This window comes from Paenibacillus sp. 10L310 (genome assembly GCF_056395745.1).
The window spans coordinates 372,780-397,545 of record NZ_JBFTKC010000002.1 but is presented as its reverse complement, the minus strand read 5'-3'; the positions used below and the strand labels follow the sequence as shown (position 1 = coordinate 397,545).

The 24,766-nt window shown below is 44.3% G+C and carries 16 protein-coding genes; 11 read left to right on the top strand and 5 right to left on the bottom strand.

Annotation, left to right across the window (positions count from 1 at the left end; all coding sequences use genetic code 11):
• Positions 1-78: 78 nt before the first annotated feature.
• The gene (gene cyoE / locus AC1DE7_RS07320; RefSeq protein ID WP_036608378.1) at positions 79-1,008 is read right to left on the bottom strand and encodes a heme o synthase; all 930 of its coding nucleotides are present in this window, start codon (positions 1,006-1,008) and stop codon (positions 79-81) included.
• Between the two features lie 463 nt (positions 1,009-1,471).
• Here cyoE and AC1DE7_RS07315 point away from each other — a divergent pair, with 463 nt between their 5' ends.
• The 5 genes from AC1DE7_RS07315 to AC1DE7_RS07295 all read left to right on the top strand — a co-directional run bounded on the left by AC1DE7_RS07315 (position 1,472) and on the right by AC1DE7_RS07295 (position 9,305).
• Positions 1,472-2,392, top strand: coding sequence for an NAD(P)/FAD-dependent oxidoreductase (locus AC1DE7_RS07315; protein ID WP_282322181.1), 921 nt, complete (start codon positions 1,472-1,474; stop codon positions 2,390-2,392).
• Positions 2,393-2,692: 300 nt separating this feature from the next.
• Positions 2,693-5,947, top strand: coding sequence for a bifunctional cytochrome P450/NADPH--P450 reductase (locus tag AC1DE7_RS07310; protein WP_477534033.1), 3,255 nt, complete (start codon positions 2,693-2,695; stop codon positions 5,945-5,947).
• A 262-nt stretch (positions 5,948-6,209) separates the two neighbouring features.
• On the top strand, positions 6,210-6,797 hold the full coding sequence (locus AC1DE7_RS07305; protein ID WP_047842796.1) for a TetR/AcrR family transcriptional regulator: 588 nt from the start codon (positions 6,210-6,212) through the stop codon (positions 6,795-6,797).
• A gap of 68 nt (positions 6,798-6,865) precedes the next feature.
• A complete protein-coding gene (locus AC1DE7_RS07300) occupies positions 6,866-8,347 on the top strand; it encodes a DHA2 family efflux MFS transporter permease subunit (RefSeq protein ID WP_047844296.1) in 1,482 nt (493 codons plus the stop codon).
• 310 nt (positions 8,348-8,657) lie between these two features.
• Entirely contained in the window at positions 8,658-9,305 is a 648-nt protein-coding gene (locus tag AC1DE7_RS07295) for a hypothetical protein (RefSeq protein ID WP_477534032.1), read from the top strand.
• 87 nt (positions 9,306-9,392) lie between these two features.
• On the opposite strand, the gene AC1DE7_RS07290 is transcribed toward AC1DE7_RS07295, so the two are convergent.
• Positions 9,393-10,370 carry an alpha/beta fold hydrolase gene (locus AC1DE7_RS07290; protein ID WP_477534031.1) on the bottom strand — a complete coding sequence of 326 codons (978 nt, stop codon included), beginning with the start codon at positions 10,368-10,370 and terminating at the stop codon, positions 9,393-9,395.
• A 426-nt stretch (positions 10,371-10,796) separates the two neighbouring features.
• Here AC1DE7_RS07290 and AC1DE7_RS07285 point away from each other — a divergent pair, with 426 nt between their 5' ends.
• On the top strand, positions 10,797-11,774 hold the full coding sequence (locus AC1DE7_RS07285; RefSeq protein WP_477534030.1) for an MBL fold metallo-hydrolase: 978 nt from the start codon (positions 10,797-10,799) through the stop codon (positions 11,772-11,774).
• A 53-nt stretch (positions 11,775-11,827) separates the two neighbouring features.
• Here the strand turns inward: AC1DE7_RS07285 and AC1DE7_RS07280 are convergent, their stop codons facing one another.
• The gene (locus AC1DE7_RS07280) at positions 11,828-12,409 is read right to left on the bottom strand and encodes a LysE family transporter (RefSeq protein ID WP_477534029.1); all 582 of its coding nucleotides are present in this window, start codon (positions 12,407-12,409) and stop codon (positions 11,828-11,830) included.
• Positions 12,410-12,539: 130 nt separating this feature from the next.
• On the opposite strand from AC1DE7_RS07280, the gene AC1DE7_RS07275 reads away from it, so the two are divergent.
• The gene (locus AC1DE7_RS07275; RefSeq protein ID WP_036608360.1) at positions 12,540-13,094 is read left to right on the top strand and encodes a helix-turn-helix domain-containing protein; all 555 of its coding nucleotides are present in this window, start codon (positions 12,540-12,542) and stop codon (positions 13,092-13,094) included.
• Between the two features lie 199 nt (positions 13,095-13,293).
• Here AC1DE7_RS07275 and AC1DE7_RS07270 read toward each other — a convergent pair whose 3' ends face one another.
• Complete coding sequence (locus AC1DE7_RS07270; protein WP_477534028.1) at positions 13,294-15,711, bottom strand: family 43 glycosylhydrolase; 2,418 nt, start codon at positions 15,709-15,711, stop codon at positions 13,294-13,296.
• Between the two features lie 385 nt (positions 15,712-16,096).
• Here AC1DE7_RS07270 and AC1DE7_RS07265 point away from each other — a divergent pair, with 385 nt between their 5' ends.
• Positions 16,097-19,837 carry an alpha-L-arabinofuranosidase C-terminal domain-containing protein gene (locus AC1DE7_RS07265; protein ID WP_477534027.1) on the top strand — a complete coding sequence of 1,247 codons (3,741 nt, stop codon included), beginning with the start codon at positions 16,097-16,099 and terminating at the stop codon, positions 19,835-19,837.
• Positions 19,838-19,962: 125 nt separating this feature from the next.
• Here AC1DE7_RS07265 and AC1DE7_RS07260 read toward each other — a convergent pair whose 3' ends face one another.
• Entirely contained in the window at positions 19,963-20,223 is a 261-nt protein-coding gene (locus AC1DE7_RS07260; RefSeq protein WP_074094912.1) for a hypothetical protein, read from the bottom strand.
• Positions 20,224-20,429: 206 nt separating this feature from the next.
• On the opposite strand from AC1DE7_RS07260, the gene AC1DE7_RS07255 reads away from it, so the two are divergent.
• The 3 genes from AC1DE7_RS07255 to AC1DE7_RS07245 all read left to right on the top strand — a co-directional run bounded on the left by AC1DE7_RS07255 (position 20,430) and on the right by AC1DE7_RS07245 (position 24,598).
• On the top strand, positions 20,430-22,466 hold the full coding sequence (locus AC1DE7_RS07255; RefSeq protein ID WP_370511403.1) for a catalase: 2,037 nt from the start codon (positions 20,430-20,432) through the stop codon (positions 22,464-22,466).
• 87 nt (positions 22,467-22,553) lie between these two features.
• Positions 22,554-23,306: a TrmB family transcriptional regulator gene (locus AC1DE7_RS07250; protein ID WP_036670754.1), complete on the top strand. Its 753-nt coding sequence runs from the start codon at positions 22,554-22,556 to the stop codon at positions 23,304-23,306.
• A gap of 128 nt (positions 23,307-23,434) precedes the next feature.
• Positions 23,435-24,598 carry an MFS transporter gene (locus tag AC1DE7_RS07245; protein ID WP_127545822.1) on the top strand — a complete coding sequence of 388 codons (1,164 nt, stop codon included), beginning with the start codon at positions 23,435-23,437 and terminating at the stop codon, positions 24,596-24,598.
• Positions 24,599-24,766 lie beyond the last annotated feature (168 nt).

The window sequence follows — 24,766 nt, the reverse complement described above, 5'->3', positions numbered from 1 at the left end:
ACCTTACAGACGACTCCTTGAAAGAGGACAGTCTGTAAGGCTTTTTATCGTTATAACGAGTGGAAAGATGGAATATTATTATCTCATCATCTGAGCAATCAAGGAATACGCAATGATGACCAGGAAGATAATAGTGATATGGTTAATGGAGAAGATAAACATCCGTTTGGACCATTTCTCTGTTTCTTTCTTGTCAAAGGTAGCCACACTGAGAATGAGCCAAGCCAAGCTAACCAGAAATGCCACAATAGCGACAAATGGACTCATCGGCCAGAATAAAAAGCTGGAGATCAGTAACAGTACCAGATACACGTTTGTCTGAATGTATGTCCGTCTGATGCCTTTAACAACGGGTAGCATGGGAACACCAGCAGCTTTGTATTCGTCAAAACGACGAATCGCAATCCCGTAGAAGTGAGGCATTTGCCATAAGAGCATCGTAACGACCAATGCCCAGATCTCGAAATGACCCAGTTCCGGTGAAATGGCTGCCCAACCGATGAGTGGAGGCACAGCACCCGAAAGACTTCCCACTTCCGTGTTGTAGATCGTTGTACGTTTGGTCCACATCGTGTAAGGGAACACGTAAAGCAACAGACCCAAAATACCAAATACAGCAGCGGATGGGGAAGCGATGTACAACATGATGCCCCCGATGATGGTGATTGCAATACCGAGAATTAGACCCGACTTGGTATCTACGCGTCCCGTAACGGTAGGACGTTTCTTCGTACGTTCCATGATCGCATCAATATCACGATCATACAAGTTGTTAAATACCCCTGCAGCTCCAATAATGAGAGAAGATCCAATAAAGGAAAGGATGATTGGTACAATATTAGCTAAGATTGAAGCATCAAATACATATAAAGCCAAACTTAAACCAGCAAACATGGCGATCAGGTTGGACTTGATGATTCCGATTTTGATCGTATCGAAGAATACTTTCGGAATCGAGCTATACTCCAGGCTGATATTGGTCTGTGAACCATTGTTCAATGTTTTCAAGAACTCACTTCCTATATCTATACTTGTATATTATGTCGCTATTATACCATTCAATACACTATGTGATTTAATTAACGTTTTAGTATTTAAAATAATGTCATTTGATTGTGAACAATTTAAAAACAAGGTTGTTTTTAATTGTTAAATAATTATTTCTGTGTTACAGGAGAGAAATCAAAAATCCGAGTATAACAGTGATCCAAAGTTTGTTCTGTCATTGTAGTGTAAGTGTAAATAATCTTTTATTCAACTCACACAGGCTGGATTGAAGAAGGTAGTTAAAGATATATGTTGCAAAATGGTTAGGTTTTGTTTATTGTAGATATAAGATATCTTTAATAGTCTTGTTTAAAATGTGTTCTTGTAAATCTCCGATATTACTTTCTTAAGAGAAAGCGGAGGTTATTTTTAAAACTTAATTAGAGATATTAAATGTCTGGAAAGGGTGAATAATATGAGTAATATGAATCAACTCTTGGATGTACTTATTATTGGTGGAGGACCAGCGGGGCTTAATGCAGCTCTAGTACTTGGCAGGGCCCGCAAGAACGTTGTGGTCATTGATGATGAGACACCGCGTAACTGGGTTACAAGGGAGACTCATGGGTTTGTGACAAGAGATGGGGCAAGTCCACGTGAATTCCGGAAAGCTGCCAAAGATCAGATTGCAGCGTATCCCTCAGTTCAATTTGCATCCGATACGGCAACTGCGATAACAGGTAGCGATGGTGATTTTGTAGTTAAGACTACTCAGGGGGCAAGTTATCGCACGAAAAAGATTTTGTTTGCGGTAGGCAAGAAAGATCTGCCTCTAGATATTAACGGATTAACAGAGGTTTACGGTAAAAGTGCGTTTGTGTGTCCATATTGTGATGGATGGGAGTTAAGAGACCAATCACTGGTCATCATCGTTAGTGGAGATAAGGCATTACATATGGCAAAAGTCATAACCGGCTGGACAGATCGTTATACGATCTGTACGAATGGATCAGATTCCTTAACCGATGAGCAGCGTGAAGAGTTGGAGCAGCATCATGTTACTGTATTCGATGCACCGATTCAATCCATTAACTCTGAAGAAGGGATGGTACAGCAAGTTGTACTAAATGACGGTACAGCGATTCCATGCACAGGAGTTTTCTTCCAACCGAAACTGTTTACCGGATCAGAACTGCCAAAGGCCATCGGTTGTGAAATTACAGAATCGGGAACGGTTATCGTTGATGCTTCCGGCAAAACGTCCGTAGCGGGTGTATACAGTGCTGGTGATGCAGCATCCGAGATGTATCAGGCAATCACGGCTGCGTCTCTGGGAGCTTTGTCTGCGGTAAGCATTAATAATGAATTGAATTTCGAGAAGTGGGATGAGCCAAGACATCATTAGAATACATTAAAAAACGTCATAGAATCATAGCGTCATTGGTTCATATAGTAGGGGATTGCATATGCAATCCTCTATTTGTTGTTATTTCAACTTAAACGTTGAACGGTTCAATTAAAAGTAATTCAGCCGGAAGAAAATTTGATATTAAATCAATTATGGTTTATTGTATTATCAAATGATACATATTACTATCATTTATAAAATCATTAAAGGAGAGATCACTTATGAATGAAAGCAGAACAGCCATCATATGGCTAACGAATACCTTGCTCCACGGCGTACAGATAAGAGGTGATCATCATGAGTGATGCAACTTACATTCCACAGCCCAAAATGTATGGGCCACTTGGCAATCTGCCTTTGATAGATAAAGATAAACCAACGCTGTCGCTAGGTGTCCTGGCTGAACAGCATGGACCAATATATAGACTTACCGTTCCCGGTTATTCCGGTTTAATCGTATCTGGACCAGATCTTGTCGCGGAGTTATGCGATGTGTCCCGTTTTGACAAATTTGTTTACAATGAACTCGAAAACGTACGTGCCTTTGGCGGCGATGGTTTATTTACAAGCAGAACATCGGAGCCCAATTGGAAAAAGGCCCATAACATTCTGCTTCCCACCTTCAGTAAACAGGCCATGAAAGGTTATCATCCCATGATGGTCGATATTGCCGAACAGTTGATCAACAAATGGGCACGCCTCAATTCCAACGATACGATTGATGTGGCGGATGATATGACACGCCTTACGTTGGATACCATTGGACTATGTGGATTCAATTATCGGTTTAACAGTTTTTACAGACAGGACCACAGTCCTTTTATTGAAAGCATGGTTCGGGCATTAAATGAAGCTATGCAGAAGAGTTCACGTTTGAAAATTCAAAATCTGCTTATGGTGAAAACCAAACGACAGTTCCAAGCGGATATTCAGACGATGTTCTCTCTGGTAGATCAGATTATAGAGGAACGTAAAGCGAGTTCAGCACCCGAAGAGGTCGACTTGCTCGCACGTATGTTGAATGGCAAAGATCCGGAGACTGGCGAAATGCTGGATGATGAGAACATCCGTTATCAGATTATTACATTTCTCATTGCCGGACATGAARCCACGAGTGGTCTATTATCTTTTGCTCTTTACTTTCTACTGAAAAATCCGGAATCGCTTCAAAAGGCGTATGACGAGGTGGATCAGATATTGGTCAGTGACTCACCACAGTACGAGGAAATTCTTCAGCTTTCTTATATTCGCATGATTCTTAGTGAATCGCTTCGTCTCTGGCCAACAGCCCCGGGATTTGATGTATATGCCAAAGAAGACACCGTCATAGGTGGCAAATATCCCTTGAAGAAAGGGGAGAGTTGCAGTATTCTTTTGCCCCAGCTTCACCGTGACAGAGAGGCATGGGGAGAGGATGCGGAACTTTTCCGTCCAGAGCGATTTGAAGATACGGCGAAAGTGCCTCATCATGCGTATAAACCTTTTGGTAATGGGGAGAGAGCGTGTATCGGCATGCAGTTTGCTTTATATGAAGCAACACTTGTGCTTGGCATGGTCCTCAAACATTTTGAGCTGATCGATTATAGCAACTATGAGTTAGATGTTAAACAGACACTGACATTGAAGCCGGGAGACTTCCGGATCCAGGTGAAAGCGCGTGAAGTGTCACAAAAGATGAATAAGTCTACCAGATCTGCGAAAGAGAAACCTGCTCCTGTTGTTCATAAAAATATAGCAATTGACAGCCAGAGGGGAGAAATCCTGGCCGTTGAAGCAGATGGTAAGCCTTCGCTCCTGGTGTTATATGGTTCCAATCTGGGAACGGCAGAAGGCATTGCCCGAGAGCTTGTGGAAAAAGGGCGTTCGTATGGAATCCCAAGTGAAGCAGCCACTCTGAATGAGTGTGTTGGCCGCATTCCCCGCCAAGGTGTCGTTATTATCGTCACAGCTTCGTATAACGGTAAACCTCCGCAAAATGCTACGGCATTTGTAGACTGGTTAAAGGGAACAGAGTCAGAGGAAGCACGGGATGTAAACTATGCCGTTCTGGGCTGTGGAGATCGGAGTTGGTCCGGGACGTACCAGAGCATTCCTCGATTAATAGATGAGAGGCTTGAAGAATGGGGAGGTAAAAGACTGTTATCCCGCGGTGAAGCCGATGCCGGAGGTGACATGGAGAAACAAGTCGAGACGTGGCAGCATATGTTGTGGCCTCAGGTGTTGAGTGTCTTGGGGATTAGCGAGGAAGCAATCAAATCCTCGAAGCCAAGCGCCAGCAGACTTCAAATGGAGTTTGTCCGCGAGAAAACGGATATGCCTCTTGCACGAACTTATGATGCCAGCTATGCCACGGTTGTAGTCAATAAAGAGCTTCAGGCGCTGGGAAGTGGAAGAAGCACACGTCACATCGAAGTGTTACTGCCTGAAGGCATGAATTATAGAGAAGGCGACCATCTCGGCGTGTTGCCTAGCAATCCGAAGCAGAATGTGGATCGGATACTCCGTCGGTTCGGACTACGTGGGGATACTCCGATCCAATTAACCTCGGACGTCAGCCATCTTACACACCTACCACTGAACAGACCCGTCAAGATTCATGAGTTGCTCGCTTATTGTGTGGAATTGCAGACACCAGTCTCCAGAACACAGTTGCAGGAGTTAGCTAATCATACGATATGTCCACCTCATAAGCGTGAACTGGAAGGCATGTTGAACGAAAACAGCTACAGGGATGATATTCTTGCCAATCGAATCACCATGTTGGACCTGCTAGAAAGGTATGAGGCGTGTGAGTTGCCTTTCGAAAGGTTCCTTGAACTATTGCCTCCGCTTAAGCCCAGATATTATTCAATATCCAGCTCGCCAAGTCTGAATTCCGAGCAAGCGAGCATAACCGTATCGGTAGTAAGAGAGCCAGCATGGAGTGGTAAGGGCGAATATCTGGGAGTTGCTTCATCGTACCTCGCTGGTTGTTCATCCGGAGAAGATATTCTGATGTTTGTACGTACACCTGAATCCGAATTTCATCTGTCCGAAGAGGTTGATGTTCCAATGATTATGGTGGGACCGGGGACGGGTGTTGCACCATTCAGAGGTTTCCTCCAGGCGAGAGCTGTTATGAAACAGAGAGGTTTGTCTCTGAGTGAGGCGCATCTGTTCTTTGGGTGCAGGAATGATTCAGATTTCATATATCGTCAAGAGCTTGAACAATACGAGCGAGAAGGGATCGTTAAGCTACACACTGCTTTTTCTCGTGCGGATGGCAAGCCCAAAACGTATGTACAGCATCTGATGAAGGAGAATTCCGAACAGTTGATTCACATGCTGATGAGCAAAGGAAAACTCTACGTATGCGGGGATGGAAGCCAGATGGCCCCTGCGGTAGAAGAGACTTTGCAACAAGCGTATCAGAAGGTGCAGGGAGCAACGGTGCAGCAAGCGAAGGACTGGCTCATTCAGCTTCAGGCCGAAGGACGCTACGTGCAAGACGTGTGGGCAGGTAATAAACGAACAGGTGAAACTCCTAAAACTGTGCATGAGGAGGTACATTAAGACGGAGATGACTCCAATATCTACTAATATACAGTCCTTAATATACTCAAGCTAACAAACAGCCGCTTAATCTGGAGCTTTGTCTCCAAATTAGCGGCTGTTATCATGATCTGACCATGAGCCGTCACTCGGTTCATTTTCTCACTCCTGAACTGTTAGCGTTTACATTAAAATTTGAAATAAAAATGATTGACAGTCCTTATCTGAACGAGTTTAATTATATAGACCGATTGTTATAATTATTTGAAGGAAGTGGCTTTCGTTGAGTGAAAAGTCTAATGCTAGAGAGTCTATTGTCAGCACAGCAGCGAGACTGTTTTTTTCACAAGGATATCATGCGACCGGTCTGAATCAGATCATCAAAGAGAGTAGTACGCCGAAAGGGTCGTTGTATCATTATTTCCCGCAAGGCAAGGAAGAGCTCGCGCACGAGTGTATTCAAAAAGCCAATGAACATATCTTGCAGACATTTGAGAAAACATTTGCAGCCCACGACAATACGGGGGATGCCATTCAGAGATTTATTCATGATTTGGCTCATGAAACAGAAGCAGCCGGGTTTACCGGATTTCTGCCATTCAGCTTCTGGGCAGCTGTGGAGACATCGTGTATTAGTCAGCAGTTGCGTATTGCATGTCAGGGTGTATTTGCAGATTGGCAGGATGTCATTAAGAAACATCTGATTCTGGATGGCGTTGGTGAAGAGAAGGCGCGGGAGACGGCACTTCTGATCATTTCTTTGATGGAGGGAGCACTGATTATCAGCCTGACGAATCAGGATAAACAGCCTCTGCTGACGGCTGCTGAGTATTTGTCGGTTGTGACGAAGAACGCCAAACAGATTCAATAATTTATACCAAGAGACAGAGAAAAAGAAAGTTTGATACGTTTGAGGAGGATGGGATCGTGGAGGTTTCCATGAAGGCTGATTCTGCACAGAATCAACAAGAAACAAAGCAATACAAGGTATTTCCGATTTTGTTCGCAATGCTGCTGAGCGGCTTTATTGGTCTGTTTGGAGAAACGGCATTAAACGTGGCATTGACGCCACTTATGGCTCTACTGGAAGTAGGTCCTACAACGATTCAATGGTTAACTACAGGTTACTTGCTTGTGTTGGGAATCCTGGTACCGGTATCCGGTATGCTGTTGCAGTGGTTTACCACAAGACAGCTGTTTACAACATCTTTGATTTTCTCGATTGCAGGAACATTTGTTGCTGCACTTGCACCTAGCTTCGAAATTCTGTTAGTGGCACGGGTACTGCAGGCGATAGGTACAGCGCTCTTGTTGCCACTGATGTTTAACACCATATTGGTTATTTTCCCGATTGAAAAACGTGGTGCTGCCATGGGATTGATTGGTTTGGTTATCATGTTTGCACCAGCAAGTGGTCCGAGTATCTCCGGTCTGATTCTGGCTAATCTGAGCTGGCATTGGATCTTCTGGATCTCCTTGCCGTTCTTCATTATCTCACTGGTATGCGGCTTGTTGTTCTTGCCAAATATTTCGAAATTGACCAAGCCCAAAATTGACGTACTGTCCATTATCCTTTCTACCCTTGGTTTTGGTGGTATCGTATACGGCTTCAGTAGTGCAGGGGGACATGGAGAAACTGGCGGAGGCTGGACGAGTCCGGTCGTTGTTGCCACTCTCGTTATTGGTGTGTTGTCCTTGCTGTTATTCAGTATCCGTCAGTTGAGAATGAAACAGCCAATGATGGATTTGCGAGCGTTCAAATATCCGATGTTTACGATTGGCTTGATCCTGATATTCATCTGTATGATGATGATGCTGTCATCCATGCTGATCCTGCCAATGTATCTGCAACAAGGTATGGCCGTTACAGCGTTAACTGCCGGACTGGTTCTATTGCCGGGTAGTCTGCTGAATGGTTTACTGTCTCCGGTCATGGGCCGACTGTTTGACAAGTTTGGTCCGAAGTGGCTTGTGATTATTGGTCTGGCTGTCGTAACGGTTGTACTCTTCATGTACACTGGAATTACACCTACAACAACACTGGCCAAAATTATTACGCTGCATGTGTTCATGATGGTCGGAATCTCGATGATTATGATGCCTGCACAGACGAATGGTCTGAACCAATTGCCACGTGAGTATTATCCTCACGGTACTGCCATCATGAATACGTTGCAACAGGTATCCGGAGCGATCGGTACGGCTGTTGCGGTAAGTATACTGAGCGCAGGACAATCCCGCTTTTTGAGCGGAGTGGCGAACCCGGAAAGTCCAGAAAATCAACTGGCAGGTTTCACGTCAGGTGTACAGAATGCGTTTGTATTCGCATTAGTTCTGTCGATTATCGGTCTGATTACTTCACTCTTCGTGAAACGGGTCAAAGTAGGATCAACGCCAGGACAACAAGGTCCTATGCATTAATCCATTAACTAACAATAATAATTAGATATTGTATAAGAGCGATGTATCCTTAACTTTAGGGACGCATCGCTTTTTTGCGTATTTATTCTATCTTTTTTGGTGTTGACGTGAAACGGGTTACAGCCTTTAGAGTAAAAATGTAGCCGGAATACAGCGGTTTAAAGAATGAATTTCAGAGCAAATACTTCATGTTCCGGCAAAATTGTATATGTTCATACTAATATAAAAGGGTAATATAGAATGTAATAGTACAATTTTTAACCAATTCGAAAACGGTTTATATTTTATTTTTAATCAAGGAGACTTCATTATGATCATCATCAATCCCATTGGTAATAACATTGAACAGATGCTGTTGCACTACGAAAAAAACGGCCATCTCACTCTACAGGCATCGCTTATTAGTAATAGCTCGGTTGTATATAGATTGCAAGACTATTGTCTCAAGGTATATGCTTCACGGGCAAGATTGGATGGGGAGATGGAAAGTGAGGCACTTAGGGCATTGCAGAGTAATTCTTATGCACCTAAATTGTATGCGTATTCACCAGGGGAGTACACCCTGACAGAGTGGATTGAAGCATTCAAACTGAAAGAGTACCGTGTAACCTATGGACACATTCCTCCCAACTTGATATACGATATGTTTACGACGGAACTTCAGCAGATTCATGCTGGATATTGGGACTGGGATGTCATCCAGTATGAGAATTTACTCTGGACCAAGACAGGTGATGTGAAGAGAATGAACTTTTGGTTGTGTGAGCCTGTAAACTCCAAACGTGAGAACTTATATAACCAGGTCATTCGAAGAATTGATAACATCTACAATGGCGATTGTACCGAAATGGAGGCGATGAAACAGTACTTTTATCGTCACCAGTTGACTTCATTAGAGATCGAACAAGCTTTCAGCGATTTCAGGTCCCAACGGCCAAGATTAGCGATAGCACAATAAATCATATACTTAAAACCCCAAAGATATTAGAGATTCTTTGGGGTTTCTTTTATGATATAACATAGCCTTACTTTAGCAGGTTGTACGTTACTTCTTCACCAGGGCCAATATCTCTTCCGCAACGAGGTCAGGGCGATATTGATGGATGTAATGATCGGTATCTTTAATGGTTACCTGTTTAGAATCTTCTGACCAAGATTTGAATTCTACTTGGGATTTATCCCATTCGGGTTCACTTGCACCAAGGTAATCTGCCGTCAGTATGGTGAGTGGAAACGGTAAGGTTTGTTTGTGATCTACAACCACTTTGGCATTGGCAGCTATTTCACGTAATTCATCCAATGTGTTCACATTACCATAGTTGTGCAACAGCGCAGTTGTATCCAATTTTTTCAGATCGTCGGGTACAAGTTTCAGTTCATTACGATTGGCATTGGAAGTTTCGACAACCATGTCAGATTGCATGGAGAGGCGGAATAGTCCGGTTTGGATACGTAATTTATTCGCAAAACCACCAATTGTGTCTGCCAAAGAGTCATCGTCATTCGAATAATATTCGGGGCTTCCGCCATCAATCATAACGATACCCTTGACGAGATCAGGGTATTTTTGTGCGAAACGGATGGTTTCCAGCGAGCCGAGTGAATGTCCAACCAATACATAAGGTGGCTTCTGTCCAGATACCTGCAACAACTCGTGTAATTCTTCAGCTACGGTATCGACATCACGTTTCTTATCGGTCTTATCGCTATATCCATAGCCAAATCGGTCATATACAGCGAATTTTGTGTTGGGAGCAAGCTTTTCATATAATGGATAATAATCTACATAGGGATTAGCGGTCCCCCAGCCAGAGGCGAGTACGACTGTTACATCGCCTTCTCCACCAGTATATAGATGCATATTGTCTCCATGGACTTCGTACAGCTTACCAGGGGGGACGAGTGTTTTGGCATCCTGCCTTAAACCCACTTGTTGGTAGATCACGCCAGTACCCAGAAGCAACAGAATTACCGCGAGGTCAAATATCAAAAACTTAACTAATCTTTTGCGCCATTTCTTCATGTTCTCTCACATACTCTCCATGTATTTTCTCTATCATATATGCCCAATCTTATAGGAGAGAAAACAGAGTCTTAATTCTATCTTAATTGAATTTATTTCCGATCATGGGGAATGGGCGTGTTCTAGTGAAAATTGTATATCAACGGCCAATGAATTAATATATAGCTACGATATAAGTTGAACTAAAGAATATTTACACTGCTCACTCCGATGACAGAATAACCTTCCGATCGCTGTTATCCCCAGATTTTTTTGATTCACTTTTATAAAGGTGAAAATCTGGTGATAAAGGCGAACGCTCCGCTTCTTCAGTTTATTTCTGTCCTCTACGTTCTAGTGTTAATGTGTAGTTCAACTGATATAGTTGAATATATCTTAATCAACAGTTGAACCTAGATTGATTATATAGAACAGAAGGTATGTATAATGACAAAATACGAAAATCAGCTCCCGACATCGGCAGGCATGAACTTTAAGTCCCTGATCAGCATATTGAGAGATTCCATGCGTGGCAATGTAGAGCGGAGGCCAGTGGGCGTAATGCCTATGGAGATATGTGAACCTGCTGAAACCTTCAGTGCATCCGATAATCCACAGGTTACATGGTTCGGACATTCGGCTTTTTTACTCGAAATTGAAGGGCACAGATTGCTCTTTGATCCGATGCTGGGCAATCGTCCATCACCCGTATCCTGGGTGGGTACCAAACGTTACAGCACCAATCTACCGATTCAACCGGAGGATTTCCCAACGCTGGATGCAATCATTATATCGCATGACCATTATGATCATCTGGATTATGACTCCATTCGCAGATTGAAGGATAAAACAAAGCGATTTATCGTACCGCTTGGGGTACGTCGTCGTCTGATTCAACTGGGTGTGCCTTCGGAACAGGTTACCGAACATAACTGGTGGGATGAGTTATCGTTCAAAGGTTTAACATTCGCTTGCACGCCAGCAAGACATTTCTCTGGCAGAGGATTATTCGACCGTAATTCTACCTTGTGGTGTTCGTGGGTTATCGCTGGACAACATACGAAGGTGTTCTTTAGTGGGGACAGCGGATACGGTCCTCATTTCAAGGAAATTGGCAGTAAATATGGTCCATTTGACCTGACCTTGATGGAGTGTGGGCAATATGACGAGCGTTGGTCCAATATTCACATGATGCCGGAAGAAACAGTGCAAGCACACTTGGATGTAGGGGGTAAGTTGCTTATTCCGATTCATTGGGCCGCATTTACGCTTGCCTATCATGCCTGGAATGAACCAGTCGAACGGATTACGAAGGCTGCACATGCTTTGAACGTAAAGATTGCAACTCCCAAAATCGGCGAGAAGGTTGTGCTTCATACGGAGGATTATCCTACACATCCATGGTGGAGACCGGAATCAGGATAAAAAAATAAAAGCGTTCAGCTCATTGAATGAGTGGACGCTTTTTCTATTACATTTTACATCAGGATTGATAATGCACTGTAAATTAACAACACACCCATGACGATATTAACAGGACGCTCGTATCTTAATAGAAAGCTCTGGAATAACATGCCACCGAACGCCCAGGTCATATTGGCACTAATACCGATGAAGGTGAGCAGCAAGGAAAATACAATTAAATGAACATGGGACTGCCCAAGAGGCAGAACAAAAACGGATATGGCAGTAAGCCCATACAGAATGACTTTGGGATTGATGAATTGCAGGGTGAACCCAAATAGAAATGAATAATGATTAACCTTGTTTTCTTGCGAATCTGCAGGTTTACTTCGCATGATTTTGAGAGCCAGATAGAGCATATACACACACCCTAACACGTTCAATACGGGTGCGATCCTGGGAATATATTGATGAAGAATAAGGTTGAAATAACTGGACAGAAACATAATAAGCAGGCAGCCGGTTGCAACTCCACTAATAAAAGGAAGGGTCTTGAGGAACCCCTGATTTCTGGCATGCGTCATGGAAATGATGTTGTTGGGTCCGGGTGTAAATGAAGCGATGATTGCATAGGTCACTAAAGGTATAATGTTCATGGTTCCTCCACGTTTTCTTAGTTGTGTGATATAATGAACTAAAATGTACGTTATAGCGTACGATCTTTATTATTGTACAACATGTGCGTTATATAGCACAACAAAATTATGAAATGAGGAGGATGGATTTTTGAAAAACATTAATAGTATTCTTGCTCAGAACCTGAAACAGCTTAGGGAACAAAGAAAACTCAGTCTGGACAAGGTCGCCGAAATGTCTGGTATTAGCAAGACCATGCTTGGTCAGATTGAACGTGGTGAATCCAATCCATCCATTGCAACCGTATGGAAGATTGCTAATGGCCTGAAAACTTCCTTTACTGCTTTGATTCACGAGCCGAAGTCAGATACAACCGTTGTAACGGGGGATGATATTCAAGTATTGATGGAGGATGAGGGAAGGGTTCGGATTTATCCGCATTTTCCTTTTGAAGAAGGACGCCGCTTTGAAATATATATGATGGAGATGGACCCCAAGTCTGAGTTGAAAGCTGAACCGCATATCGAAGGTACGGAAGAGTTTATTACGGTCTTTGAAGGTGAAGTTACGATTAGAGTAGGGGCGGAAGATTATACGGTGAGTTCAGGGGAGTCGATCCGTTTTGGAGCGGACAAGCCTCACGCCTACGTTAACTCCGGTGCTAAGACGAACAAATTCAACATGGTCATTCATTATTCGAAGTGAGATGCAAAGATCCATCTGTGAATGTAACGAACGATGAACGAATAAATGCATACATGAAAGGAATGACAATAAAGCAGCCTGATGTAACAAACTGCAACTCCCATGTTAGTCGTCTCTAACAAATGGGTGCAGTTCAATACATTGGCTGCTTTAAAGGTTTGTTCGCTATGGAGTCCAACGCCTATGATAGGATTCTAATTTATGGCTTTTCTTTGGCCTGACGCTGGATTTCCTTGGCTGTTAATGCTTTATCATATACTTTTACATTATCCAAGCTGCCTTTGTAGAACGGATCAGCCGTATAACGACTCTTGCCTACATAAGCTTCCGTTACCTGCAGATCTTTTGGGTTAAAAGTAATCTCAGAGCTGCTTGCAACCGATGTACCATTCACATACAGAGTACCCAAATCACCCTGAAGGGTTACAGCGACATGAACCCACTCTTTGGAAGGCAGTGGATTTGCTGCAATCAGGCTCTGATCCCGTCCCTCATTATGAATGGTGAATTGTAATGCTCCATTATGCTGGGAGGGCGTGAGGAACATATGCCTCGTTAAACCATTTCCAAAGTCGAAAATACGCTGCCAGGACCCGCCGCCATCCCAATTGACCCAGGCGCTAAACGTGAAATCCGTTGTATCTGTAATGAGTCCAGGTAACTGAATGAAACTGTCTGTCCCATTGAATGTAGTAGCCTGATTTTTGCCACTAGCAGCAGAACTGATCACGTTAAAGGCTTGTCCGTGATATCCGTTTTTACTGGAATCCTGTGCGACTTTGCCAAGTTTCTTATGTTCAAAAGTATACTCCCCGAGCAATGGGCTTACCGCTTGCTGTGGAATGATAACGTTAAACGTTTTGGAGCTTACCGCAGTTCCTTTACGAATCGTTGCGGTTAATTTCACTTTGGCATCACCCTTACCAGCGTGTGGTCGCTGCACTACACCTGTAGCGGATAGAGCCGAAGTGTTGGAGCTTTTCCAGGTAATGTCTGCATCACTTGTTCCCTTTACAGGCAGAGACAGATTAAAGAACACGTGATCCGTATTGCTAATGCTCAGGTCCTTTTTCACCGCATCTACAATGTCCTGATCACTCCGTTCAACACCTTGACTTCCCCAGATGGCAATCCCGGAGGAGGAGAGGGCGCTAAAGGTCAGAACCGTACTTTGAGATTCCGGATTCCATTCATTTGTGAAAACGCCTTTATACACAACGTTATTCGATGTGATCTGAACCTTGTTGTCTGCACCAAGACTCCATGTTCCTGTCACGGCACCATGAATCTGCCCATCTGCCGTGAACTGAACGGTCTGGGATGGCTTGATGTCCGCCGTGATGTCCTTACCATGATTCACCCATTGGTACTGACCGGCAATCTCCTGAGTTGTCAGTTGCGTGGTATCTTCTCCCAAGGCCGCATAGCGATACGGAGAAACAACGGGCCAACCATCTGCATTCATATGCATCTCGTGTACGCGAACTTCATGTTCTTCGCCACGCCCTGGAAAGCGGGTATGGAAGATGAGAAATTGTTTGCCAGTCTCGGGATCAACATAAGCAGAGTTATGCCCTGGCGATACATAGCCGCTACCTAGGCCTGTGCCCGGATCACCGATCTGTCTCTCGAACAGGAAGTTCCCCATTAGTTTGACTCCAAAAGGCTCAATAGAACGATCATCAAACAACGGTTTATCCTTGTCCGCTTTAACGTTGATCATATCGTTTCCTTCCGCATCGAGGAAAGGTCCATCCGGTGTTTGGGAGCGAGCAACACGAATGTTGTATCCTCCATCAGCACCTAGTCCACCGTAAGACAGGTACAGATAATAATAATCGGTTTCTGGACTGTAGAGCATGTAAGGTGCTTCAATACGACTATGATTGCCTCCGGTCAGCTTTTTGCCATAACCTTGATTCGGCAGTGGTTTACCTGTCGTTGCATCCATCTCCAGAATGAAAATCCCTCCTGAATACGAGCCATACACCATCCATAACTTGCCGTTTTTATCATAAAAGACATCTGGATCGACCACATTGGGATGAATCGTTGCATCGTAAATGGTACCATCCTCACTGATCTGATCCCACATGCCGGATTTCAACAGAATGCCTTGATCCTTATAAGGGCCTTCGATATTGTCTGCGACAGCAATGCCGAGCGCTGATCGCGGAGAGTCCCCTTTACAAGCATTGTAGTACATATAAAACTTGCCATCCGCCAATTGAATGACATCTGCTGCCCATAACGTATCCGTCTGCGCCCACTCCAACGCTTCAGCGAATTCCTTGGTTACATTGGGGACAACAGGATTGTTATCTGTAACGCCGGAGGCGACCAGATCCCAGTTCAAAAAGTCTTTGGACTTAGCTACTTGCAGGTGCGAACCAAAAATATAAAACGTATCATCCACCTTAATGACAGAAGGGTCATGAACGGAAACATTTTTAAATGTTGGAGCAGAATTAGCGATAGGTTTGGTGGAACTCTGCGAGTTACCCACGGTTGCCCCTGAACCATTTGCGAACACCGAGACCGGTGCCAAAGTTGTTGCAGTAAGTAAAGTGGTGCTTAGTACAGAAATGTTAAGTACGCGAACCCAATAACGTTTCATACGTTTCCCCTTTCCTATTCCCCGGAATGAAAAATCAACCGATACTTGGCAACACACGATAAAAGGTTCGGCAGACCTCCTTTGAGTATTTCATTATATCAAGCGCTTTCATTTGTTATATTATCAATTGATTTATATGTTTGTAAACCATAAATCTAATGTTTATAAGAGTAAAATGAAAAATAAATAAGAGACGGGAAGAGCCGATAAAGGTCATTACATTCAAATAAACCAGTTGTCTTTCTCAAATTTAGGATTGAAATGGGGATCGATGATGCGATATTATTACGTTTAAGAAATGTGTTTAACTATTTATCAATCATTTTATATTAATACGAATTAAAAGCGTAAACCGACAATTCCCAACTACATAGGAGGTAAGAACATGAGCACATATCAAAATCAATTAATTGCACAATACACGTTTGAAGATACCGTTCAGATCGGGAAGGACAGCTCCGGTAAGGGCCATGATGGTATAACCAAAGGCGAGATCCCGCCTGTGATATCCGAGTTGAAAGGCAGAACGGCGGTGACTTTCAACGGGGGAGCGAATGGAACTTCTTATCTGCAATTACCCTCGAATCTGCTTCGTGATGTAAGCGATAACACGGGAATCACGATTGCCACTTGGGTGTTTCTGGGCAAGGGATCTAATGTGTGGGAACGGATTTTTGACTTTGGCAAAGGGGAAAAGGGACCGTATTTATTTTTGACACGTCAGCTCTTGGGAACGTTATATGCCGGCGATAATCTGGTTGTCCACCCAAGTGGAGGAGTTGCAAGTGGAGAATGGCTGCATATTGCGCTCTCCGTGGCAGGTAGCCAAGGGGGAACGTTGAGCAGTGCGGGTCCAATTGTGTATGTGAATGGGGAGAAGGCCGCAGACGGCTCGATCAGTCAGACGTCGAGCGGCAATTATGCCAAATTGCGCGAATGGTTTGATTCGTTCACCGATCCTGAGAATTATAGCCAGAATTTTATTGGACGTTCCCAGTATGCAGCGGATGTGGACTTTGCAGGTTCGTTATCCGACTTTCGGATCTATGGGGCAGCGCTCACCATGGATGAAGTCATTGAAGTGATGTGTGAATCACTGACAGATGAAGCGATTGTGAAGCTTGCGGCGGACAAGTACTTGTCCTTCCCCAACCGAATCATCACCAAGGATGTATCATTACCCGCAGACTTGCTGGGTGGTAAAGTGTCTGTTGAATGGAGCTCCAGTGCTCCAGAAGTTCTGTCCGAGAACGGAGAGGTTCAGGCAATCACATTGGCACAAGAGGTTACACTCCGGGCGCTTCTGAACAGAGGTGATCGTAAGCTGAGCCAAAGCTTTGACGTGTCTGTTGTGCCAGCACATGTCGCTCCCTATACCGTCACCATACATGGAGATCAGAAGGTGGCTGATATCAGTGAAGTCATGTATGGGCTTTTCTATGAGGATATTAACAACGCGGCAGATGGCGGAATCTATGCAGAGCTTGTTCAGAATCGATCATTTGAGTCTTTTGCATTTGATACATACTCGCATGACTCTGGAGAATGTGGCTGTTCGACAGGACGAAATCGTGAACCTTTGTTTGCCTGGTCAGGCGACACCGAGAAAATGCGCGTACAGCATACGGATGGACTAAACGTTCACTTTAACGTGGAAGACCCTGAAGTAAATGCTTATTATGTAACGGTTCAGGATGGGGCGACGATTCGGAATCGTGGATTCTCAGACTCCAACCAGCATTGTGCCATGTCCATCAAGCAGGGTGAATCATATGACTTTACCGTATGGGCAAAAGCAGAATCGGCAGGAACAATCACTGTTCAATTGCAGGATGGAAGTGACACTTCCATCAGTGATTCGGTAACACTGCATGTTGAAGGTGGGAACACATGGAAGAAATACGCTCTGTCTCTGACCGGAACGGAGACGGTACTTGGTCAACTGGCACTTACGTTTGCAGGTGACATCTCTATCGATATGGTGTCCTTGGTCCCTCAGAATGTATGGGGAGCTGACCCGACAGAAGAAGGCATATCGGCTACAGCACATGCCAACTACACAGGTAATCCGAACTATCGATTGAGAAAAGATCTAATCCAGGCACTCGCAGATCTGCATCCGAAGTTCTTGCGTTTTCCGGGAGGATGTATCTCGGAGGGGTCTTTTATCTGGGATAACGTATATGACTGGAAGGATTCTGTGGGTCCGGTCGAGCTGCGCAAAGAGAATTATAATGTCTGGGGTTACATGATGACGATGGGGCTTGGTTATATGGAGTACTTCCAACTGGCGGAAGATCTGAATGCCGCTCCAGTTCCAGTCATGGCTTGCGGTGTGTTGTGTCAGGCACGCTCGGATTATGCTCACCCTGCGGGTGGCGCTTTAAGGGATTATTATATCCGCAACTTTACAGATCTGATTGACTTTGCGCTCAGTACAGACTTTGAACACAACGAATGGGCGGCTGTACGAAGCCAGATGGGCCATCCTGAACCGTTTGATCTTCGTTATCTGGGCGTAGGCAATGAGAACTGGGGCACTGAATTTTTTGCCAACTTCGAAGTATTCAAACGTTCAATAGATGACTACATGGAGCAGAACTATCCTGATCATGAGTTGCACATTATCTCGACGGTTGGTGCTCAGGCGGATGATGATGCGTACCAGGAAGGATGGAAGTTCCTTAGTGGGAACCTCACCGGATCAGCTCAGGTTGCTTTTGCAGATGGTGCTGAGGTGATTAAGGAGACCGTAACTTGGTATGAGAATCAGGACAATTACATGGACACCATTGCAGATGAGCACTACTATCGCTCCAATGAATATTTGCTGAATAACGCGGATCGATACAACTACTATGACCGGGCTTACCTTGAAGACGGAAGTATCGATTGGAAAGAAACATCCAAAGTATTTGTGGGAGAATATGCTTCCACGGACAAAAACACGCTGGCAGGTGCGGTCGCAGAAGCTGCGATCATGACTGGATTTGAAAATAATGCAGACGTTGTTCGTTTGGCTGCCTATGCGCCATTGTTCAACAAAGTACTAACGGATGGTACTTACCGCTGGACGCCAGACTGCATCTGGTTTGATGATGAAACCGTGTGGTATACACCGAATTATTATGTACAGCAGCTTTTTGCAAAATATGTAGGGGATCAGGTGCTTGAGACTTCATTCTCCACCTATAGCAAAGGCAAACCGTTGAATCTCATTCCTCGTGGAGGTATCGAGATTGCAACGGGTCATGCAGACATCGTGGTGAAACGAGTTACAGTGACGTCCAATGTGGATGGCAGTTTGATGTTTGATGAAGATTTCAGGGAACGTACAGAGCCTAGTGAGGCATGGAGACAGATTCCCGGATCGGAAGGATATGCGTTAACCGCAGGAAAAGGACTCATTTTGAAGGCACAATCAAGTGGATTGAATGGATTGTATCTGCTGAATGACGAATGGACCAATTACAAAGTTCACGTTGAGGCTGAAAGAATTTCAGGTGAGGATGGTTTTTACATCGGTGTGGGACTGACGGATATCTCGCCTGAGAACAAGGATGTCATTGAGTACGCAATTAGTTACGGCGGGAACGCAACAGGCGTGAAGGTGTACAAACAAGGGATTGAGGGTTATACACTGGGAGACTATTCATCCAGCTCGGCAACAGGTAACCTGAGAGCGGCCAACTATGAACCACTCGAGAATGGAACCGATTATACAATCACGGTTAACTATGGTGGAGATAAAGGAAAGAATCTGGTTTGCTCCTATACAGACGGACGTAATACCAGCAAGGTTCTGGATTACAAGCTGGAAGCTTACAACCGGGAAGTATTCCACTCTGTTACGAAGGACGCAGGGCATGTGTATGTGAAACTGGTGAATGCAGATGGTGTAGATAAATCAACCCGGATTTGCCTTCAGGATCTGAAGGTGGATGCTTCAGCCAGACTGATCACACTTACTGGAGAGGATCATTTGGTGCATATTCCGAATGTGAATCAGAAGAATGATGAGAAAGTGGTTCCCCAAGAACAGGAGATTACACTGTCGGATACATCGGTGGTCGTTAACTTAACAGCTCATTCAGTGAATGTATTGGTGATGGATATTCTGAATTAAATTCATATCGTGAACAAGAGACCGCGTATATCGCGGTTTTTTGGCGTTCGAAATCTGTCCATTGATGATCAAAGAACGAAAAAATGGTACTCTCCTAAAGGAAGGCACCATTTCTTTGGGTCTGATTATCTGCGTTTTAATAACAGAACGCCACTGATTGCCGACGTTTTATGGCGATAGACCACTTTGAATCCAATATCATTGTCCAGCAAACAGTTCAGTGCATTGATTAGCCGTGCACCGGGAACCAGTGTGAATGTACATGGAGACGTATTACCAATCACGCGCACACTTTGGATTCTGCGCGCAGAACCAGGGACGAGGGGATTTCTTGACCAATAGATTAATACCAGATCCGGTTGCGGAACAGCATTGACACGAGCCATACTAATCATCTCTTTTCTATTAGATTCTCTATAGTAAATGACAATGTGATGTAGAAGGTGCTAGACAAAAGACGTCATGAGCAATAAATGGGGTTAACACCTTCCATTTATATCTAGTGCCTGTGGAATTCACAACAATTCATAGGTATAACAGATACTCATAAATGCATTTTCAATCCCATACATATATTCTGGAGGTGATTGGGATGAGCAAGGAACCTATGGATGAGAATAAAAAGATTGAGCAAAGAAATACCTTTCTTCGGGATAATAAAGGCAAAGAGATGTCTTCCAACGAAGGGGTTAAAATATCAGATGACAGCAACTCGCTAAAAGCGGGGGATCGTGGACCCACGCTGCTTGAAGATTTTCTGATGCGTGAGAAACTGTCTCACTTTGACCGGGAACGCATCCCGGAGAGAGTTGTGCATGCTCGCGGATATGGAGCTTACGGTGAATTTGAGTTATATGAATCACTTGAAGAGTTAACGATGGCTCATTTTCTTCAGAATCCAGGAGTGAAAACACCGCTGTTTGTGCGTTTTTCCGAAGTTGCTGGTTCCAAAGGGGTTAACGAGACGAATCGGGATGTACGTGGGTTCGCCGTGAAGTTTTATACTGAGGAAGGCAATTTTGACTTGGTTGGCAACAATATACCTGTTTTTTTCATTCAGGACGGAGTTAAGTTCCCGGATTTGATTCATGCGGTAAAGCCGGAACCTAACAATGAAATTCCACAGGGCTCTACTGCACACGACACCTTCTGGGATTTCATTGCGAATAACCAGGAGTCGGCTGCTATGGTCATGTGGATTATGTCGGATCGCACGATACCACGGAGTTTTCGAATGATGCAGGGATTTGGAGTACATACCTTCCGACTGGTGAACAATGAAGGCAAATCCAGATTCGTGAAATTTCATTGGAGGCCCGTACTTGGCATGCATTCTTTTGTGTGGGATGAAGCTCAAAAGCTAGGAGGTGCTGATCCGGACTTTCATCGCAGGGATCTGTGGGAGAACATCAATGCGGGCAATTTTGCCGAGTTTGAACTCGGAATACAAGTTTTGGAGGAAGCGGATGAATTCAAGTTTGATTTTGATATTTTGGATGCAACGAAATTATGGCCTGAAGAAGACATTCCGGTGCGAATCATTGGCAAAATGACGATTAACCGCAATGTCGAAAATGTATTTGCTGAAACGGAACAAGTTGCTTTCCATCCAGGGAACATCGTACGTGGCATTGACTTTAGCAATGATCCGTTGCTTCAAGGGCGACTGTTTTCTTACACGGATACTCAATTGGCGAGGGTTGGCACAAATTATCAGGAACTGCCGATCAATCGTCCGATATGCCCTGTACATAACAACCAGAGAGATGGAGCCTCTCGCTATACCATTGATCAGGGGAGAGTCGCCTATCATGACAATTCGCTTGCCAATAACTCACCTTATACTGTGCCGGGAACAAAAGGGGGATTTGTGACATATCCTTCCCCAGTGCAAGGTCTTAAAGAACGGAAAACGGCACCCAGCTTCCTGGATCATTTCTCGCAAGCACGTCTATTCTGGAATAGCATGACAGGCTTGGAGAGAAGCCATATTATTCAAGCACTCACGTTTGAACTTGGGAAGGTAAAGGATGTTTCCATTCGTCAGCAGGTTGTCAATATGTTAGGTCATATCAGCACGGAGCTGGCGACTATTCTGGCCGTGGAACTCGGAGTCAATGTACCTAACGTCCCTGAATCTCCAGTGACGAAGTCGTCACCTGCGCTCAGCATGGCAAATACGGTGTTTTCTCCCAAGACATTGCGTGTCGGAGTGATTGTTGGGGAAGGGTTCGATGGCCCGAGCACACAATACATTTTGGAAGAGCTTAAGGGAGCGGGACTTCAACCGGTCATTGTACATGAAAGACAGGGTGTGGTGCGTGGAACGGGGAATGTGGAGCTCAAGGTGGACGACAGCTTTTTGACCGGCTCGCCCTTGGTATATGATGGTCTGTTCATTGTTGGAGGACAGCAGGAAAACGATTATGTTCAGAAATACACCCGATCCTATGCGATCGAAACGTACAATCATTTCAAACCGATCGGTGCTACACCGACGGGTGCAGCGGTGATCCAGCCGGTCGGCATTATAGGCAAACCTGGCGTCATTGTGGAACAGCAGCCTGCGGCGTTTGCAGAGCAATTCATTCAAGCGATGACCCAGCAGCGCTTTTGGGATCGGACATAGCCACGTGGAATAAACTGGACATGGGAAGTTCATGCGTCTAAACTAGATAGACCAGACACACTAAGAAGGGATGCGCCGATCCAAACCATGTTGCAGAAATTCGGGTTTACACAATATGAAAGTCAGGTATACGAGGCTATATTCGCGCAGGATGAACCGCTTGATGCCACATCGATTGTAAATTACTCCAACGTTCCCAAAGCCAAAATCTATGAAGTACTTAATCGCCTGATCGACAAGGGAACGGTGCTGACAACGATGGATGGGAAGAAAAAACTATATATGGCTGTGGATCTTCAGTCTATTATTCATAAGATCAAGGCTGATTTTGAGAAAGATATTGAGGAATTGAAAAGTTACAAAATCAAACGTACATTCACCGATGAACATATCTGGACGTTAAAAGATGAGTCATCCATCGCGTCGAATATAGAACAGCTTATCGAAGAAGCAGATTCATCGATTCTTTTTCTGGCGTGGAATGAGCGAATGGAGAAATATCGTGAACTGCTGGAGCAGAAGGAAAAGCAGGGCGTGTACGTTGAAGTGCTTGCCGTTGGGGGAATGGAGACATCCTTAAACCGGATATACTCGTTGATTCCATTGCTTGATGCGCCAGAACCTTCACAGCTGCTTATTGTGGATCATGCGTATTTGCTGTTTGCTGGTGTAGAGCACGATTCATGGCGAGCGATCAAGACGATGTCCAAACCGATTGTCAAAGCGATGACTGATTATTTCTACCATGATGTTGCGCTTACTCAAATTACTAAAAAATACGGTGACCAACTGTTACAGGATGCTGAAATCGAGAAACTGCTCACCAGATTAATCTATTAAAACTATTCTCTTGGAGGATAGTTTTTTTGTTATATCTTTGTTTGAAAACAATCATGAAAATAGCTATTGAAACTTTCATTCTTATGGGTTACTATCGTAGTTGTAACTTTTAGAGGAGGATTCAAAAAATGAATAAGAAAGTATATGTGCTTGCTATCGCAGCATTTGTGGTCGGAACGGTTGAACTGATCTTGGGCGGAATTCTGGACCTGATTGCTACGGATCTTCATCTTTCCCTGGCGAAAGCCGGGTATTTAATCTCTATTTTCTCACTTGTCTATGCGTTGTCTGCACCGATTTTATTAAATATGACGGCCAGATTCGAGCGTAAAAAGGTATATATGTGTACGCTGTTTGTTTTTCTGATCAGTAATCTGATCTCTGCATTTAGTTCCAGTTTTTATATGCTGATGGCGGGCAGAGCACTCGGAGCTGCAACGGGTTCACTTATTTTTGTGCTCTCCCTGACCCTTGCAGCTCGCATTGTGGAACCACAATATAAAGGACGCGCCGTGGGGATCATTACTATGGGAGGTAGTGCATCACTTATCCTGGGTGTACCTCTTGGAATCTTTGTAGGTAACCTGGCAGGCTGGCGTGAGGTGTTTATGTTGATCGCTATTCTGACCGCAGTGGTTATGGTGGCCATCTGGATTGCGATGGACCGTGTGCAGCCTATTCCTGCAGTATCCCTGAAGAAACAGCTTACGGCTCTGTGGAATCCAAAAATGTTGGCAATCCATGCTACGACTTTGCTTGTGCTTGCGGGTCATTTGACTTTATATGCGTATTTCACGCCATTCTTGCAAGAAACGCTGGGTGCCAGCGCAACGATGGTTACCTTTATCTATATGATGTTTGGGATCGCCGCTGTTGCAGGTGGAGGCATAGGTGGCATGTTATCCGATCGTCTGCATCCTGCTAAAGCCATTATCATTGTGCTGATTCCCTTTATCGTGAGTATGGCTGTCATTCCGTTCAGTGTGGGTTTGCCTTTGATCGCCTTCTTGCTGTTGTTAAGCATCTGGAGTGCACTGAGTTGGACCGTTACGCCTGTGCAGAATAGTCTCATTATCAAAACTTCGCCGGAAACAGCCGAAACGCTAATCAGCACCAACTCAGGTATTGCACATGCAGGTATTGCACTGGGTACCTATATCGGCGGCATGGTGATCGATCATTCATCGATTCTGAACACCGGATGGGTTGGTTCTTTTCTGATTCTGCTTGGTTTGGTGACTGCCATCTATGCCATTAGCGTTAAGGAAAAAACCGTTCAGGCGGTTGCTTAGAATAAAGAAATTAGACAAAAAGCTTGAACCTCTGCATTCCCATAGTCTAATGGGTGTAGAGGTTTTTTTGCTGTTTCGCTAGAGTACGCGTCAGTAGAATAAACCATTTTCATATCGAGCAAAACTTGCTTTATTCATACTAATCTATATAATTAAAAGAGTTTTTAA

Bases quoted from the DNA above. Each gene is read 5' to 3' on its own strand.
- AC1DE7_RS07315 (WP_282322181.1), top strand. From the start codon at position 1,472: ATGAATCAACTCTTGGATGTACTTATTATTGGTGGAGGACCAGCGGGG.
- AC1DE7_RS07300 (WP_047844296.1), top strand. From the start codon at position 6,866: ATGAAGGCTGATTCTGCACAGAATCAACAAGAAACAAAGCAATACAAG.
- AC1DE7_RS07295 (WP_477534032.1), top strand. From the start codon at position 8,658: ATGATCATCATCAATCCCATTGGTAATAACATTGAACAGATGCTGTTG.
- AC1DE7_RS07290 (WP_477534031.1), bottom strand. From the start codon at position 10,370: ATGAAGAAATGGCGCAAAAGATTAGTTAAGTTTTTGATATTTGACCTC.
- AC1DE7_RS07285 (WP_477534030.1), top strand. From the start codon at position 10,797: ATGACAAAATACGAAAATCAGCTCCCGACATCGGCAGGCATGAACTTT.
- AC1DE7_RS07280 (WP_477534029.1), bottom strand. From the start codon at position 12,409: ATGAACATTATACCTTTAGTGACCTATGCAATCATCGCTTCATTTACA.
- AC1DE7_RS07270 (WP_477534028.1), bottom strand. From the start codon at position 15,711: ATGAAACGTTATTGGGTTCGCGTACTTAACATTTCTGTACTAAGCACC.
- AC1DE7_RS07265 (WP_477534027.1), top strand. From the start codon at position 16,097: ATGAGCACATATCAAAATCAATTAATTGCACAATACACGTTTGAAGAT.
- AC1DE7_RS07260 (WP_074094912.1), bottom strand. From the start codon at position 20,223: ATGGCTCGTGTCAATGCTGTTCCGCAACCGGATCTGGTATTAATCTAT.
- AC1DE7_RS07255 (WP_370511403.1), top strand. From the start codon at position 20,430: ATGAGCAAGGAACCTATGGATGAGAATAAAAAGATTGAGCAAAGAAAT.
- AC1DE7_RS07250 (WP_036670754.1), top strand. From the start codon at position 22,554: ATGTTGCAGAAATTCGGGTTTACACAATATGAAAGTCAGGTATACGAG.
- AC1DE7_RS07245 (WP_127545822.1), top strand. From the start codon at position 23,435: ATGAATAAGAAAGTATATGTGCTTGCTATCGCAGCATTTGTGGTCGGA.